Raw genomic sequence first — 16,418 nt, forward strand, 5'->3', positions numbered from 1 at the left:
GTCCTTGTCGTTTTACGGTGCCAAATGAAAATGAGGAAAACAGGTATGCCCGTATCTGATTATCTGGAGCGTATTGCCCTTAATGAACGTCAGGTTTCCTTTAACCGGATGAACCGCGGGAGTGCCAATTATTTTCACTGGCATCAGTGTCTGGAATTACTTTTTGTCAGTCAGGGCTACGGGATTGTCATTGTGGATAATCAGCAATACACACTGCGTCCGGGGCGCTTGTTCGTTTTTCCGCCTTTTAAACTGCACAAAGTGTTTGTCGAATCCGGTGAAAAGAACCTGTATTTACGCACCACCATCCATCTGGATCATCAGTTGCTGGATGGTTGCCTGCAATCATTCCCGCAACGCCGGGCGAGGTTCGCAAATTTGTGGGATGCTGATCGTGCAGCACATATTTATGATCTCAGCGAACATGCCAGCCATATAGAAGTCATTCTCGAGCAGTTCAATCAGTTGTCCGAACCGCAGGCCGATCAGTGGGAAGAAATTACCCTGCTGATCTTGCAACTGATGGCATTTATGCCAGCGGAAGACGTGTTGCCAAAAACTGTCAGCCGGACAACAGCTTCTAAAGTCATGCAATGGATTGAAGAAAATTACGTGCAAAAATTTTCGCTGGCGGAACTCTCTGTGGCCCTCGGATTGTCAGAAAGTTATATCTCGCGGGTATTCGGGCAGGAAACCGGTGGCTCAATTCAGGATTATCTCGCCACCCGGCGGGTTAAACGGGCATGTGAATTGCTGCGTTCCACAGACCGTTCGGTCGAAGCGATCGGGCTGCAATGCGGATTTACTGACGCGCCGTATTTCATTACCCGTTTTAAAAAGATGATCGGCAAAACGCCGTTGCAGTATCGCAAGGCGGCGTTTTCCCTGACGACTTAACGCCAGCTGGCGGGTGCAGAACCGAGCGGGGAAGCGGGGAGGCGCCACCTTAAGGTTGTGTTTTCCAGGTGAACGGGAGGAAGCAGCCGCCGGGCATTGCCCCAGACCGTGCGTTCGGGCTCGGATGAAAAATCGTCCTGTTCTGCAGATTCAATCAGCGGTTCGTGACATGCTGTTGCTGATGCGCCATTTTTCATCAGTTCACAGGCAGTGCGTGCCAGTGAAAGTCTGCATTCACTGCCCTGACCGGTTTGCATACGTTGCGCCAACCCGTGGAGCACAGCGGCAGCCATCAGATAACCGGTCGTGTGATCCAGCCCCTGAACCGGCAACGGCACCGGTTTGTGACTACCGGAAAGCCGCATTCCCTGTGCTGCAATCCCGCAGCTCATTTGTACCAGACTGTCATATCCGCGCCGTTCGCGCCATGGCCCGCTCCAGCCATACGCATTCAGACACACATCCACCAGCCCCGGCGCAATCGCACGACGCTTTTCACTGCCATATCCCAGTCTGTGCAGCGCGCCCGCGCGATAACCATGAACCATCACATCCGCGTCCCGCAGCAATTCTTCGAAACGGTGCCGGTCCTGCGGGTTATGCAGATTCAGCCGTGCGCAATGTTTGCCGAGTGTGATATCCGCTTCCTGACTGGCTTCATCCCAGCCGAAAGGATCAATACGCAATACCTCGGCGCCCAGTCCGGCGAGAAAACGCGTGGCCACCGGACCGGCGAGAATTCTTGTCAGGTCGAGCACTTTCACGCCTGCCAGCGGCTGTAGCGGGGACAATTCCCATTGCGGCAGTGCAGCCTTAGCTGACACCGAATGTTGAAAAAGAGGTTCCGAAATCAGCGACTTTCCCTGTACATGCTGCTGCCATTCTTCCGGGCTGAACATCTGCGCGGCACATCCACCCGCCCGCACAACGGCTTGTTCAAGTTCTGCTTTTTTCCACATCTTCACCCGCAGCGCCAGCGCCTCATGGTTTTCCGCTTTGCCGAGCAGTGTCTCTACGACCTTGCGGTGGACGGGGGCATTAGTATGCAAACGGATCCAGCCGTCCGCAGTGGCGTAATCCCCCGCCAGGCTGTCCCAGGCGGGTGGTATATCCCAGCCTTCAGGCCGGATACTGGTTTTGCACCACAGCGAGGCCAGGCGACGATCCACAGTCACCGTATCGTGTTTATCGTTTTTAAGAGCAACAAGCTGTGAAACGGCAATACCTGCCAGCGCCACAGAGGCGGCAATCAGTGGCGTGACCGGATAATAAGACGGAAGATTGCCGGTACCACTGACATGGAGCGTACAGGGAAGTGAAATTTTGCCGCTTAACTGTGCGTATAGCTCACGCGCTTTCTCCTGAATCTGTTCATCGGACATGCGGGAATCTCCATGCAATAAACAAAAAAATCATCAAACTATAAGCATTCAGCATAGCAGGACGGGCAAAAGGCGCGCTATCTGGCGAGAATGACTCGATGAGGGAGAAATAACAGTAACCTTCCGGTAACAGAATGCTCCTAAAGTCAGCCGTGATTTGCGCGCCAAAACAGGGCAGGAATAGCGGCTCAAATCCGGGTTTCTGAAAACCGGCTCAGCCCCTGTCATACGGGGAACGGGCGCGGTAAGAACTGATGACTTTTACAAGCAAAATATTAGCTGAATGCATTCAATTTCTTGTACGCGGCTTGTGAATTTTACGTTAGCCTTAGGGTCGAAAAATTCTGAATACGCGGGGACGGCGTCACAGCACGATGTCTCCAGATTTTTGCCCAGTACAGGAAACGATTCTGGCATGGAACGAAGAGCATTTATTAAAGCATCTATGGCACTCGCCGCCTGGTGTGGTGTGCCGGCTATGTCCACACTGTTTACCCGTTCCGCTGAGGCGGCAGAGGCGAATGTAGCGGACGGCGGCGAACTGCCATTTGATTTCAATGCGCTGAAAAAGATGGCGAAAGATTTAGCGGATAAGCCTTATGGTGGCGCGCCGCAGCCGTTACCGAAAACGCTGGCTGAACTCACGCCGCAGGCCTACAACGCGATTCAGTATGATCATGCACATTCCCTGTGGAATGGTCTGCCTGACCGCCAGCTTGATGTGGAACTGTTCCACGTTGGTATGGGTTTCAAACGCCGCGTGCGCATGTATTCCGTGGATCCGGTGAAACATCTGGCGCGCGAAATCCATTTCCGCCCTGAATTGTTTAACTATCACGATGCCGGTGTTGATACCAAACAACTGGAAGGTTTCTCCAACCTTGGTTTCGCCGGTTTTAAAGTCAATAAAGCCCCTGAGTTGACGCGCCGCGACGTGGTGTCTTTCCTCGGTGCCAGCTATTTCCGCGCGGTCGATGATACTTATCAGTATGGCCTGTCAGCGCGCGGCGTGGCGGTTGATACCTTTACCGATCAGCCGGAAGAATTCCCTGATTTCACCGCGTTCTGGTTTGATACACCCAAACCTGGTGACACAACGTTTACGGTTTACGCTTTGCTGGACGGCATGAGCATCACCGGCGCGTATAAATTCGTGATCCACTGCGAACCGACCCGCGTGGTGATGGAAATTGAAAACCATCTGCATGCCCGCGAAGACATCAAACAATTGGGCATTTCCCCAATGACCAGTATGTTCAGTTGCGGCAGCAGTGAACGGGGCCGTTGCGACACAATCCATCCGCAAATCCACGACTCAGACCGTCTGGAGATGTGGACCGGCAGCGGCGAATGGATTTGTCGCCCGCTGAACAATCCGCAGCGATTGCAGTTCAACGCTTTCAGCGACAACAGCCCGAAAGGTTTTGGTCTGTTGCAGCTCGACCATGACTTTGACAATTATCAGGATGTGATCGGCTGGTACAACAAGCGTCCGAGCCTGTGGGTGGAACCGGTCGGAGACTGGGGAAAGGGGGCCGTTAATCTGATGGAAATCCCGACCACGGGTGAAACGCTGGATAACGTTGTGTGCTTCTGGCAGCCGGAAAAACCGGTGAAATCCGGCGCGGAATTCAGTTTCAGCTACAAATTGTACTGGAGTTCTGAACCTCCTCACCGCAGCCCGATGGCGAATGTGCTGGCGACCCGTACCGGTATGGGCGGTTTCCCGGAAGGCTGGGCACCGGGTGAGAATTATCCGCAAGTCTGGGCGCGCCGTTTTGCTATCGATTTTATTGGCGGTGAGCTGAAAGCCTTTGCTGATAAAGGCATTGAACCGGTGATCAATGTCTCGGCAGGTAAAATTAAAAACATCGAAATTTTGTATGTGCAGCCGTTCGACGGTTACCGCATCTTATTTGACTGGTATCCTGACAGCGATTCAGTCGCACCGGTCGAGCTGCGTATGTTCCTGCGCAACGGCCAGACTGCGCTGTCTGAAACCTGGCTGTATCAGTATTTCCCGCCAGCGCCGGACAAACGCAAATATATCGATGACCGGCAGATGACCCAATAATCCCGTCATCCCTCAATACAAAAAGCCCCGAATATTCGGGGCTTTTGCTTTTTTACATTATTTTTTGCAGATGAACCGGACACAGGAACATGCAAGATACTTCAAAGGTAACGCAAGGGTAACGCACGGCACTCAACTGATGAAGGCCAAGATGGCAATCAAAACGCCTTCACCAGCATTCCGTTTTGCGGCTGTTGCTGAGGATGTCTCAGCGCCGCGTCGAAAGATTTTTCAACCTCTTTCAACTGTTGTAAAAATTCGTTCGGCGAAAACTCATGTGGTTTGCTGCTCATATAGGCAAGCGCCAGTTCTTTGGCGTTGTAGCGCTGAAAGTTATACATGCTGTTCCTTATTAATCTCAGAAATATTAACGGAATGGCTAACAGCGAGCTGGCTAATGACCACTGCTTACGACGTGCTGCCAATGCAATGAATTCTACGGGTTTCCTTATTAAGCGAAAGTCGCTTTTATTGATGTATTCAATAGCTAAAAGCTAACAATCTGCCTATACGCTATCGGTAATGAATTATGTGGATTTTAATAATCCTTATGGGGTATCAGAACAGGCGAAAGGAATTTCCCCGATTATTTTAAACATCCGCACCTTTTGGAAAAATTCTTTGCGAGTCATGTTGTTAAAGTGAATCAAATCAGTTGGGCTCGCTGTTGCACTGCGGTACGCTCGGGCAGTTATTCACATCCACATTATCCACGAAAAGAGGTTTTTATCATGAGTAAATTTATCTTTTCTTCGCCAAGAAAATACGTCCAGGGCAGCGGTGTGCTGGATGAGTTAGGAGATTATCTGCCCGCACTGGGAGGGAAATCATTCCTGATTGCTGATGATGTTGTTTGGGGAATTATCGGCGAGCGCGTTCAGCATTCATTAAAAAAAGCTGACGTGGCATTTCATTATGAGCGCTTTAACGGCGAAGCCTCTGCCAGCGAAATTACCCGTCTGGCCGGCATTGCCCGTCATGCGGGAACCCAGGTCGTGGTCGGCCTCGGTGGCGGTAAAACACTGGATACCGTGAAAGCGATTGCCGATGAACTGAAACAAAACGTCGTGATCGTGCCGACCGTGGCCTCAACCGATGCACCGTGCAGCGCGTTGTCGGTTATCTACACCGATGAAGGTGTTTTCGAATCTTACCGTTTCTACAATAAAAATCCGGATCTGGTGCTGGTAGATACCCATGTGTGTGCTCAGGCACCGGTACGCCTGTTTGCCTCCGGGATCGCTGACGGCCTGGCCACCTTTGTCGAAGCACAGGCGGTATTGCGTTCGCATTCTCAGTCAATGGTCGGGGGTGACCCGACTATCGCCGGGATGGCGATTGCCGAAGCTTGCGAGAAAACGTTGCTGACCTATGGTTACAGTGCCTATACGGCGGTTGAGCAGAAACTGGTGACGCCAGCCGTTGAAGCCGTAGTGGAAGCCAACACGCTGCTTTCCGGTCTGGGTTTTGAAAATGCCGGTCTGGCAGGTGCGCACGCGATCCACAATGGTTTTACGGCGATTTCAGGTGATATTCATCATCTGACCCACGGTGAAAAAGTGGCCTACGGTACACTGACGCAGATGGTGCTGGAACAGCGCCCGGACGAAGAAATCGCGAAATACGTCCGTTTCTACCGTGCCATTAAAATGCCAACCACGCTGAAAGAAATGCATCTGGAAAACGAATCTTTTGCCAGTCTGGTGAAAATCGGTGCGCTGGCAGGCGGCGAGGGCGATACGCTGGGTAACCTTAACCACAATCTTTCCGCCGAAGACGTGGCGAACGCTATTCTGGCGGTGGATGCATTCAGTAAAACGGTGAAGTAATTGCTGTAACGGCTCCCCCGTGTGCAGGGGGAGCATTAACACTTAACCAAACATCGCATGGTATAAATTGCGCTTTTTCAGATGGCCGAAATAATGCATTGTGCGAATAATTTTCTGTTGTGTATATTAATTATGTATGTGCTTGTCTGTTTTTTAATAATAAATGCCATTTCAAAATGAAGTCTTTGTTTATTGCTGAGGAAAAGATAAAAATATATTTCCCGTGATTCAGGATGAAAGGAAATGAACAAACACTTCCAGAATAAAGATTCATTAAACCGGTATTTGTTATGCTTTCTATTTAACGAAAAAATTAATGCAGATGTCTTATCGTTTACCGCGACCGAACACCTGAGTAAACCCTACAAATACATGATTAAATTCACGTGCCAGGATAAGAGTATCCCTATAGAACAGGTTCTTAACACGAACGCCTCTTTCCTTTTTCGTGCCCCCAATATTCATGCATTTCTTGAATCTGACCAGAAGTGGCTGGAAATGAAGCAGGTAAACGGTGTAATTACATCATTCTCACGTATTGATTCTTCATCAGATGAAGCTCTTTATGAATGTGTTTTAGAAAACGAATTAGCGCTTCTTGATAAAACCCGTAAGTCTGCTGTCTACCTCGGCATCAGCGTTCCTGAGCTGGTAAAAAAAGTGATGCTGGAACACAAGCAGATCCAGAGTTACAAAATTGACTTTGAAACACTCCAGTCAACTTACCCGTCACGCGCAATGGTCATTCAGTGGCAGGAAACAGACTTACAATTTATTCTGCGATTGCTCTGCGAAGTTGGGATTTGGTTTCATTTTGAAAATCATCCCAAAATAACCACTGAAACCCTCATTATATTCAGTGACAGTGGTACGGGTTATCAGTTTTCTGACAAGAAAATTCCCTTTGTCAGGAACTCTGGTATGACCAATGAGAAAGAATACATTACCGATCTCAGGGAGTTCTACAACGTCGTTTCTGATGCCGTTAAAACCCGTAATTATAATTACCGTGACCCGTCTTCCCCTCAGGCTGATAAATCTGTCTACGTACACAATGTTTCAGAAAGCGTCCGTGCAGGTCAGGAATATCGTTATGGCGATAATCAGCTTACTTCCGGCGATTACTATGGGACTGAGGGCGAATCGGCGTCATTTTATGCCCGTGTGCGCCACGAATATTTGCTGAATCACCAAAGTATTTTTACCGCAGTGACCAATGATCCTCAAATTTCACCGGGTGTGATGTTCTACCCCACAGGGAATGTCCCTGAGGGTTTTAAGCGCGGTTTTGTCGTCTGTCAGATTGAAATCAGCGGCAGTCGCGCAGAGCATTTTACTTCGACACTCAGCGGCATCCCTTACAGTGAGGTGTATTGTTTTCGCCCTGAACGTCTTCCCCGTCCGGTCATTTCCGGCACAGTACCCGCGAGGGTATCAGCCAGAACACGTAATGCCCTTTATGCAGAGACGGATGTGCAAGGCCGTTACATCGTTAAATTCGATTTTGATGTCGATGAGAAAAAGAAAGGTTACGAAAGTGCTTTTGTCAGGCTTGGCAGACCTTACGCTGGCGATACCTTCGGTTTTCACTTCCCCTTACTGGATAATACCGAGGTCGCGGTTGCCTTTGAGCTGGGCGACCCTGACAGACCGTTTATTTCCCATGTGCTCCATGATGGCGCAAATCCTGATCTGGTCACCATCAAAAACGACACACGCAACATTATCCGCACGGCCTCTTTCAACAAGATAAGACTCGAAGATAAGCGCGGGCAAGAGCATATCAAGCTGTCCACCGAGTACGGCAAAACACAACTCAATACCGGTCATCTGGTCGATGCCGAACGCCAAAAGCGCGGAGAAGGTTTTGAGCTACGCACTGATAAGTGGGGGACGATACGTTCCGCTAAAGGGCTGATGCTCACCACGGAGCCACAGCCAGGCGCACAGGGAAAACAGCTTGATATGACGGCTGCCATCAGTGCATTGCAAAGCGCCTTAGCACTCGCCCGGACATTACAGCAAACCGCCACCACAGCCGGTGCCGGTGCGGTTGATACAGGCGCACAGCAGCAGTTGAGTAAGGCGCTTAACCAGCTCACGTCATCCTCACTTTTAGCCTATTCAGGCCAGGGACAGGCATTCATCACTCCCTCGGCGCTTCAGCTTTCAGCGGGTGAAGATCTGATTGCCACCGCAGGCAGCAATGCCAGCCTGAACATTGTTAAAAAATTCTCATTAGCCGTCGGCGAAAAGTTGTCTTTATTTGCTCAGAGACTGGGGATCCAGCTGATTGCCGCAGCGGGCAATGTCGAAGCCCAGGCACAGCGTGGCGAAATGCATTTACTGTCACAGCAGGATTTCACGCTGTCATCCACAGACGGCAAGATGACCGCCAGTGCCAAAAAAGGCATCCAATTTTCCTGTGGCGGCGGTGGTATCCGCATTAACGCCGACGGCTCTGTTGAAATATTCTCTCCGACCGGTATTGAACTGAAAGGACCGAATCTGGCTTTTATGGGGCCGGAACGTGTTACGACGACAGCCCCCGTTTTTGAAAAAGGCACCTTTAAGCGGCGATTCAAACTCCATTCTTCTGATGATCCTGATCAGCCTGTCTCTCATCAAAAATTCCGCTTAACCGGCACAGACGGAACGGTTACCGAGGGGATGACGGATGGTGAAGGACATTCATCCCTGCTTGATGCTGATGATATTCACATGTTCAAAATGGAGATTTTACATGACTGATCAGAAGGGTAGCCCTTATCAACCCCGCGTCATTGCCACCCATGAAATTGGTGTACATCACTCACTGGGTTTAGCGGCACAGACCTGTAACATCGGGATTAAACGGCCTATGCCGTGCATTGTCATTCTGGTACACGGTGTGAATGACGTCGGCGAGGCGTACCAGAATCAGGAAAAAGGCATCATTGCCGGTTTGAATAAGCGTCTTGACCGCGCCGATTTATACGCGCACGAATGGCGGGATTTTATGCTGATGCATAATGAAAGTGCGCAGCAAAAAATCAAAGCTCCCGGCCGCTCACCGGTAATTCCTTTCTACTGGGGCTATAAGCCCGTTACCCATGACGACTACATTCAAGATCAACAAAAGTATCGTGATGAACTGAAGACTTTACACGACGACGCCAGACTCCCCTATGACGCTTACCAGGAAGATGATCCTAAAAAAATGGCGGCTCAGGGGAATGACGGCGGCAATTCTGTCAAATTTCAGAACGACAGTTTTAAAAATGCGCTGGATGCCAATTTTGCAAAAAATGGTGGTACGTTTGCCAACGCGACCACCAGCATACCGGATATGTTAGGGCCGGGTTCAGGGGGCGCGGTACTGGCGCCGGTAGGCTTCGCCACGCTGTATATGAACGGCGGCGATTACACTCACCCGATTTACCCAAACCCGCACCGCATCTATCAGTTTTTTGCCGCACAAAGGCTGGCGGATTTAATTATGCAGATCCGAAGCAACCAGGCCACAAGAAATGATGTGATAAACGTCGTCGCCCACAGCCAGGGAACCATTATTACCATGCTGGCGAACATGCTGGTTAAACAGGCAGGCGGAGAACCGGCAAACTGCGTGATCATGAACCACTCTCCGTATTCTCTGGAAAGCCGGATAAGTGAAAACATTCAGGAAGGAAATCAGCAAACCACCGAGGCCAGACAGAAGACTTTTAGAAACTTCTGCAACCTGATGGCGACGCAATACCAGGGAACACAACACACGGAGGAGGAAATAACGGCCATTGAGACATTATGTGCGCTGCCGTCGGCCAGGAAAAACCAGTGGCACACTGACCCGCGCTACAGCCGGAATAATAACGGCAGAGTGTTTAATTATTTCTGTGTCGATGATGACATTGTGTCATTACAAAACGTTCAGGGGATCGGCTGGCGGGGAGTGCCACAGGCGATTGCTCAGGATATCCCTAATCTTTATCAGCGCGTCTTTGTCCAGCATGGTGAGGTAGGCAAAGCTCCGGACGGACAACCTTTTGTTTATCCCATCAAGAAATCCGGCGATTTCAGCACCGCATCAGGCATCAATGCCGCTTATTATTTCCGCGACGTGATACCCAATGCTGAGGAGTTGCCGGAACCCTTTAAATTTGTATTGCAGGGACAGAACACAAATTACGAACACGCCGTTGATCCGGACAGCCCCGATCAGACGATTTCCTATTCTGCCAAAGCGGGCGCGATAAGCCGGACAGGCAAGGCCATCTATCAGCTGGATAAATATGATTACCGCGACCTTATGCCGGGTTCGGTGCTCAGTGAACAACAACTGATTATCGAAAGTATCTACCGTGAAAAGAAAATCATCAAAGGGGTGATCACAGGAACGCCTGAATATCGCGGTATTCAGTTTACCTGGCTGAAATCACGCGAGGAACTGGAAAAGGAATGGCTGAAAACGGATCCGGTGGGTTACAGCCAGCATTCCTCCATCGTGATGAGTGAATTTGCGCCCTCACATGCCATGGCATTTGATCTGGCCATTGGTCAGTGCAAGTCATTCGATTATCAGGAAGGCAAATTCTGGGAAAGTTTGCTCCATAGGGCCGACTGGCGGGATCCGTTGAATCCATTCTTTGATGCAAAGGAATACTACAGGAGTGGAAAGCTTCCCTATGACAATACGAAGATACATATGAGTAAACCCGAGCAGGTGCTTCCGAAAGGTGATTTTGGTGTGGACAATGGTTATGGCCCACGTGAAAAACCTTATGTGCGCAGCCGTATTGAAATCGAAATGGAGCTTTTCCTGGCGGGAAGTTCAGGAATGGTAGCAATCAAACAATGGGAAATGCCGCAACCATTAAGTGACAGCCAGTTGAAGTCATGAAGTCATAAAGGAGACGTGATGAACGGAATGAAATTATTAACAGGCTTACTACTGATTGCTGCAGCCAACACCGTACAGGCCAAAAAAGTGCCGACGCAGGTGGTTTATCGCTTTGACGATCACCGGTATCTGGAACTTAAAGGCTGGAATTGCGAAGGGGAACTTTGGTACATCGATACCAAATTAGGGATACGCTCGGAAGTGGCCAGCCAGTTTTATCGTATTTTTACCCATAAATATGTCCATCCCTCTGAACGTTATATTGCTATCCCCTGGTGGGGAGCAGGGATAAGTGGCTTTACAGTGTCGAAAGACTATGGGCAAACCTGGGAGAGCGGCGGTGGACGGATGTCTCCTGGCCCAAATGAGCCTAATGGGGATAACGCCCCCCCTTATGGCGATGCAATTTCTTTCACCGTCGTTAACGATCAGGGTTTTTTACTGACTAAAAAAAGCCTCTATATGTCGTCCAGAGGATTTGATGATCCGCGCATCCTCCCTGGCGGGCCAGGTATCACTTTTACAGCACCAGATGGCACCCTCGATACAATAAAACCAAGGTCCCCGGGATGGTCCTGGGGAATGGTTTATATGACCAAAAGAGGGCTGGCAGATGCAACTAATCAATATAGAACTGAATGGATGAACTTGCCGGATAACGTCCCGGAAGTGAAGAACTATCAGGGATGGGATCATATGCGCTGCGATATGGATGCAGGGAAATAAAAGGGAGCAAGTAATGAAAGGGCTAAAAGTTTTAGGCGGATTATTGATGACGCTGGTGGTGGTCGCAGCGCAGGCAAAAGAGCCTCCGACGCAGGTGGTTTATCGCTTTGACGATCACCGGTATCTGGAACTTAAAGGCTGGAATTGCGAAGGCGAACTTTGGTACATCGATACTAAAAGGGGGGTTCGTTCAAATCCTGTGGGTCAGTTTTATCGCATATTCACCCGAAAACTTGTACATCCCTCTGAGCGATATATTGCCCTAACAGGATGGAGTGCAGGAGGTTTTAGAGTGTCTAAAGATTATGGGCAAACATGGAGTACAGCTATGTTTTCTCCAGGTCCTAATGAACCTGACGAAATGAATCAACCCCCGTCAGAAGATGTCATTTCTTTCACCGTCGTTAACGATCAGGGTTTTTTACTGACTAAAAAAAGCCTCTATATGTCGTCCAGAGGATTTGACGATCCGCGCATCCTTCCTGGCGGGCCAGGTATTCCTTATACGGCGTCTGATGGCACATTTCACAAAATCGAACCGCGTGCTCCAGGATGGGCATGGGGCATGGTGTATATGACCAAAAGAGGGCTGGAGGAATCAAAAAGTCAATTCAGGTCTGAATGGATGAACTTGCCGGATAACGTCCCGGAAGTGAAGAACTATCAGGGATGGGATCATATGCGCTGCGATATGGATACAGGGAAATAAAAGGGAGCAAGTAATGAAAGGGCTAAAAGTTTTAGGCGGATTATTGATGACGCTGGTGGTGGTCGCAGCGCAGGCAAAAGAGCCTCCGGCGCAGGTGGTTTATCGCTTTGACGATCACCGGTATCTGGAATTAAAAGGGTGGGATTGTGTCGGAGCGCTTTGGTATACCGATACTCAAAAAACGATTCATACTGAAGTTGTTAAGCAATTTTACCAGATTTTTACCCAACCATTTATTCATCCATCAGAAAAATACATCGCCATTCCCGGATTGAATGTTTCTGAATTTGTTGTATCGAAAGACTATGGAAAAACCTGGCAAATAGCGGTATTTGCGCCTGAGAATTTAGAGTGGCGCCTTAAGCAATGGTCAAATCAACCCGTGCATCCTGACAGGGAAAATACGATATCTTTTACCGTCGTTAATCAACGGGGTTATTTACTGACCAGACCCTATAACAATCCTCGCGAGAAGCAAAAGAAGTGGATATTTATGTCGTCACAACCTTTTGACGCACCAGAAATGAATACAGATAAGCCAATCAATATTGACGTAGGTCCTGATTATAAACCCGTCGCGATGCCGGGTGGTTTTCGTGGCTGGTCCTGGGGGACATTATATATTACCGCAGATGAGCTGCGGCAAACGTCACTCAGGGGGCAAACCAACTGGCAGGACTTACCCGATAAGGTCCCTGAAGTGAAGAACTACCTGGGATGGGAACACATGCGCTGCGATATGGATGCGGGGAAATAATATGAAAGGCGTTATTCGTTTGAACGATCCTCTGGTCAACGGGGGATATGTTAATCAGGCCTCCGGATCGCAGTTTATGGGCATCGCCGTTGCTCTCAAAGGTGATACGGTCATTTGTCTGGCACACAAAGGGACATTTCCCATTACAGAGTGTTGCGAAACCTGGACGATGAACGGGCGTGGCGTTGTTGTCGATGATTGCAGGGCAGCCTGTGGTTGCGCAATTAAAACCACGCTGCAAATTGCCGGAGCCTGTCAATGAGTCAGTGGAAACTATACCCACCCCTTAAAAAGAGAGAAAAGTTTCGTTTCCCCTGGCTCCCTATCTTACTGATATATATTGTGGTCATTGTTGTAGCGGTATTGATAAGGGCTTTGTCCTGGCCTGACAATAAACCCGTTGAGGACATATTTTTTCTCCAGTCTGTGGTGGTGCCTTTTGTCATTATTACAACATGCTTATGCTATGCGGGTATGTTTCTCTCTGTTGAGGGATACTATTATGATGTTAAAAGGCAGTGCGTGGAGTGGGATTTATATTATCTGAAAAAGTTTTCTCAGAGACGCCTGGTGATTGTTGGATCCACTTCCGTCGCTCCTGTAGATAACCTTGCGGTGCAATTGCTTAAATTAGAGGGGCAATTCCCCCTTGCGCCGAAAACCCCGCTAAGGATAAAAATGGCGGAAAGATTTGAGGTGACGAAATCACAGTATATTTTTAATCAGCTTATTGAGACTCTGGCGGATAAAATAATTAAATATCCTGAGGTAGAGGTATTCTATTGGTTGCGTGAAGGTGATAATACAACAACCGAAGAATTACGCAGAGTATTAGATGAACATGGTCTCAAATTTAAAAATGAAATAACGCAGCTCTGTGAATGTCCGGATTACAGCGTGCTGGCAGCAATGATCGAAGAGTCAGGTAATCAATGGCAATATAGCCGTTTAATTATTATTGCCGATCTCTACAATGATGAAACGGTGAACAGCATGGAAAGTGCCACAGCCTTATTTATTTGCAAAGAATATCCGGTGAATGAAAAGCCCAAACCTGTTTATCTTTACCAGCCTTTAACCGGCGACGCTGATCTTGCTGATTCGGTACCTGTGTATCTGGCAGGTGAACAAACAACTGCCCCCAAAATACTTTGGCATACCGGATTAGCACAGACAGAAAAATATCCACTTCTGAATGCATTGAACGAATGCAAAGTGGCAGCGGAAAGAATCGATCTTGAACTGGCTTTTGGTGAATATACCGCAGGTTACAGGTGGCTTGCACTGGCAGTGGCTTCTGATGCTGCGAGGTATGGGCAAGGAGCACAGCTTATTGCTGCATCAGAAAAGGGTAAAGCTGCTTTAACGGTATTATCGGCGACACAGCCTTCAGCGTTAAAACTCCCCGAAGGGGATTATGTTGCTATGCCGCTTTTGTGGTCTTTTCCGGCCCTTGTGATGTCAATAGTCGCTTTTGTTTTTAGCTGGGGGGTTTATTTCGGCGTGCCAGAGGGATGGTCAGTCATCATATTTATCGCGATAATGTTTTTAATTACCCCGGTATTGGGCGTTTTACTTACCCGATTTGCAGTGAGATCTGCTGAAAATGATGTGCAATATCCGCAAGAATAATATAAACGGGTCTGAAAAAAGGACCCGTTTGCTCTCCGGAGGGTAAATTTTTAAATCCGCGCCATCACCCAGGGAATAGCCACCGGCAGTTGTGACAACAGATACAGCATAAGCCCGATAAATGCGCCGACCAGCGTGCCGTTGATGCGAATAAACTGTAAATCCTTGCCGATGTTTAACTCAATCTGGCGCGACATATCACGCGCATCCCAGCCTTTAACCGTGTCACTGATATGGCGTGTCAGGAATTGCGCGAACTCCGGCGCGACTTTCTCTGCAATACTTTCCATCTGCTGATTCAGCGAGAGGCGCAGCTTTTCATCCTGCGCCAGCGCATTGCCCAGCCATTGCCCGGATTCGGTGACTTTAGCGAATACCCGCGAATCCTCGCTTTCCAGATCTTCTTTCAGCCAGTTGCGCATATCGCCCCATAACTGCAATACGTAGATATTCAGTTTCTCGTCATCTTTCAGATATTGCTTGATCTCTTCCGCTTTCTGCGCGGTGGCCGGGTCATTTTGTAACTTCCAGATAAAGCGCTGAACGGACTGATCAAAGCCTTTGCGGAAGGCATGGGTTTTGTCGTTGCCCATATCATCGAGCACCGAATTTACCGCATTGGACACCATATCCGCGCCGTTGCGTCCCAGCCAGCCGGTGGGCAGCAATTTGGCGGTCAGCGGATGTTCGCGTTTCATCCAGCCAACAATCTGCGCGGAAATAAACTGTCGCGTACTGTCTTTGGCCAGCAGAATTTCCAGCTGATCCATCGCCTGATCCAGCAGTTCCTGATGGCGGCCATTTTTGGTCAGACTTTCCAGCAAGGTGGCAACCGAGGCTGACAAGTCAATTTTGTCGATCACACGGTACAGCGCACGGCGGATAAGTTGTGCGATGAGCTGATCGTCCGTGACATCGAGAAATCCGCGGATCATCTTCACGGCATATTTCGCAAACCGCTGCGCGTTGTCCGGCGCGTTCAGCCAGTCGGTCAGCATGCGTGCCGGGTCATGCTGGCGAATGAGCGTAATAAGCGTGGCGGGCGCAAGGAATTTCTCCTGCACGAACACTGCCAGATTATCGGCAATTTTGTCTTTGTTTTTAGGGATGATCGCCGTATGCGAGGCGACGAAGGGCACCGGTACGCGACGAAACAGCGCCACGACGGCAAACCAGTCGGCCATGGCACCGACCATCGCAGCCTCAGAAATGGCTTTCAGCCCGGACACCCAAAAGTTGGGCGGCAGGAAAAGGGTGATGATAAACAGGGCAGCGGCCACCAGCAGCAGCCCCAGCGCGTTACGTTTACTTCGGTGAAGTTCTTGTTCTTTATCCATTACCTCAGTTTAGGAAGCGTGCGTCGGACTGTCAGCTTTTTTCTTGCGCCGGTGAGTAACGGAAACGGCGTTCTAAAATTTCGTAAAGGGTCAGCCCGTTCTCCAATGCAGATCACAAAATGAACGATAACACTTTGCGGAGACCTGAATGTTTCTATAAAAGAAACACTGAAAGATAAGTGAACGTCATCCTGCC

General features: G+C 49.3%; 13 protein-coding genes. 10 read left to right on the top strand and 3 right to left on the bottom strand.

The features are described 5' to 3' along the window. Positions 1 to 45: 45 nt before the first annotated feature. On the top strand, positions 46 to 897 hold the full coding sequence (locus ETV65_RS00395; protein WP_129951042.1) for a helix-turn-helix domain-containing protein: 852 nt from the start codon (positions 46 to 48) through the stop codon (positions 895 to 897). Here ETV65_RS00395 and ETV65_RS00400 read toward each other — a convergent pair. Beyond that, a complete protein-coding gene (locus ETV65_RS00400) occupies positions 894 to 2,279 on the bottom strand; it encodes a CoA transferase (protein ID WP_129951043.1) in 1,386 nt (461 codons plus the stop codon). The genes ETV65_RS00395 and ETV65_RS00400 overlap by 4 nt on opposite strands. Before the next feature lie 415 nt (positions 2,280 to 2,694). On the opposite strand from ETV65_RS00400, the gene ETV65_RS00405 reads away from it, so the two are divergent. Further along, entirely contained in the window at positions 2,695 to 4,353 is a 1,659-nt protein-coding gene (locus ETV65_RS00405) for a glucan biosynthesis protein (RefSeq protein WP_129951044.1), read from the top strand. 158 nt (positions 4,354 to 4,511) lie between these two features. On the opposite strand, the gene ETV65_RS00410 is transcribed toward ETV65_RS00405, so the two are convergent. Continuing rightward, on the bottom strand, positions 4,512 to 4,694 hold the full coding sequence (locus ETV65_RS00410) for a hypothetical protein (RefSeq protein ID WP_129951045.1): 183 nt from the start codon (positions 4,692 to 4,694) through the stop codon (positions 4,512 to 4,514). Between the two features lie 390 nt (positions 4,695 to 5,084). Between ETV65_RS00410 and ETV65_RS00415 the strand changes: the two genes are divergently transcribed. From ETV65_RS00415 to ETV65_RS00450, 8 genes are all read left to right on the top strand, one after another. Next, positions 5,085 to 6,182, top strand: coding sequence for a glycerol dehydrogenase (locus tag ETV65_RS00415; RefSeq protein WP_129951046.1), 1,098 nt, complete (start codon positions 5,085 to 5,087; stop codon positions 6,180 to 6,182). A 243-nt stretch (positions 6,183 to 6,425) separates the two neighbouring features. Next, the gene (gene vgrG / locus ETV65_RS00420; RefSeq protein ID WP_129951047.1) at positions 6,426 to 8,933 is read left to right on the top strand and encodes a type VI secretion system tip protein VgrG; all 2,508 of its coding nucleotides are present in this window, start codon (positions 6,426 to 6,428) and stop codon (positions 8,931 to 8,933) included. Beyond that, positions 8,926 to 11,061, top strand: a complete 2,136-nt coding sequence (locus ETV65_RS00425; RefSeq protein ID WP_129951048.1) for a DUF3274 domain-containing protein — start codon at positions 8,926 to 8,928, stop codon at positions 11,059 to 11,061. Before vgrG ends, ETV65_RS00425 begins: the two co-directional genes overlap by 8 nt. A 27-nt stretch (positions 11,062 to 11,088) precedes the next feature. Then, on the top strand, positions 11,089 to 11,787 hold the full coding sequence (locus ETV65_RS00430; RefSeq protein ID WP_129952103.1) for a hypothetical protein: 699 nt from the start codon (positions 11,089 to 11,091) through the stop codon (positions 11,785 to 11,787). Between the two features lie 13 nt (positions 11,788 to 11,800). Continuing rightward, entirely contained in the window at positions 11,801 to 12,496 is a 696-nt protein-coding gene (locus tag ETV65_RS00435) for a hypothetical protein (RefSeq protein ID WP_129951049.1), read from the top strand. Between the two features lie 13 nt (positions 12,497 to 12,509). Beyond that, positions 12,510 to 13,253, top strand: coding sequence for a hypothetical protein (locus ETV65_RS00440; RefSeq protein WP_129951050.1), 744 nt, complete (start codon positions 12,510 to 12,512; stop codon positions 13,251 to 13,253). Position 13,254: 1 nt separating this feature from the next. Next, positions 13,255 to 13,515, top strand: a complete 261-nt coding sequence (locus ETV65_RS00445) for a PAAR domain-containing protein (protein WP_129951051.1) — start codon at positions 13,255 to 13,257, stop codon at positions 13,513 to 13,515. Further along, complete coding sequence (locus tag ETV65_RS00450; RefSeq protein WP_129951052.1) at positions 13,512 to 14,885, top strand: hypothetical protein; 1,374 nt, start codon at positions 13,512 to 13,514, stop codon at positions 14,883 to 14,885. Before ETV65_RS00445 ends, ETV65_RS00450 begins: the two co-directional genes overlap by 4 nt. A gap of 50 nt (positions 14,886 to 14,935) precedes the next feature. On the opposite strand, the gene ETV65_RS00455 is transcribed toward ETV65_RS00450, so the two are convergent. Beyond that, positions 14,936 to 16,222, bottom strand: a complete 1,287-nt coding sequence (locus tag ETV65_RS00455) for a DUF445 family protein (RefSeq protein WP_129951053.1) — start codon at positions 16,220 to 16,222, stop codon at positions 14,936 to 14,938. Between the last annotated feature and the right edge of the window lie 196 nt (positions 16,223 to 16,418).

The organism is Rahnella sp. RFA10(1/100) (assembly GCF_004195115.1).
Lineage (GTDB): Bacteria > Pseudomonadota > Gammaproteobacteria > Enterobacterales > Enterobacteriaceae > Rahnella > Rahnella perminowiae.

Excerpts from the sequence above, each read along its gene's own strand:
- ETV65_RS00425 (WP_129951048.1), top strand. The coding sequence starts at position 8,926 with ATGACTGATCAGAAGGGTAGCCCTTATCAACCCCGCGTCATTGCCACC.
- ETV65_RS00415 (WP_129951046.1), top strand. The coding sequence starts at position 5,085 with ATGAGTAAATTTATCTTTTCTTCGCCAAGAAAATACGTCCAGGGCAGC.
- ETV65_RS00430 (WP_129952103.1), top strand. The coding sequence starts at position 11,089 with ATGAAATTATTAACAGGCTTACTACTGATTGCTGCAGCCAACACCGTA.
- ETV65_RS00395 (WP_129951042.1), top strand. The coding sequence starts at position 46 with ATGCCCGTATCTGATTATCTGGAGCGTATTGCCCTTAATGAACGTCAG.
- ETV65_RS00455 (WP_129951053.1), bottom strand. The coding sequence starts at position 16,222 with ATGGATAAAGAACAAGAACTTCACCGAAGTAAACGTAACGCGCTGGGG.
- ETV65_RS00450 (WP_129951052.1), top strand. The coding sequence starts at position 13,512 with ATGAGTCAGTGGAAACTATACCCACCCCTTAAAAAGAGAGAAAAGTTT.
- vgrG (WP_129951047.1), top strand. The coding sequence starts at position 6,426 with ATGAACAAACACTTCCAGAATAAAGATTCATTAAACCGGTATTTGTTA.
- ETV65_RS00410 (WP_129951045.1), bottom strand. The coding sequence starts at position 4,694 with ATGTATAACTTTCAGCGCTACAACGCCAAAGAACTGGCGCTTGCCTAT.
- ETV65_RS00405 (WP_129951044.1), top strand. The coding sequence starts at position 2,695 with ATGGAACGAAGAGCATTTATTAAAGCATCTATGGCACTCGCCGCCTGG.
- ETV65_RS00400 (WP_129951043.1), bottom strand. The coding sequence starts at position 2,279 with ATGTCCGATGAACAGATTCAGGAGAAAGCGCGTGAGCTATACGCACAG.
- ETV65_RS00445 (WP_129951051.1), top strand. The coding sequence starts at position 13,255 with ATGAAAGGCGTTATTCGTTTGAACGATCCTCTGGTCAACGGGGGATAT.
- ETV65_RS00435 (WP_129951049.1), top strand. The coding sequence starts at position 11,801 with ATGAAAGGGCTAAAAGTTTTAGGCGGATTATTGATGACGCTGGTGGTG.
- ETV65_RS00440 (WP_129951050.1), top strand. The coding sequence starts at position 12,510 with ATGAAAGGGCTAAAAGTTTTAGGCGGATTATTGATGACGCTGGTGGTG.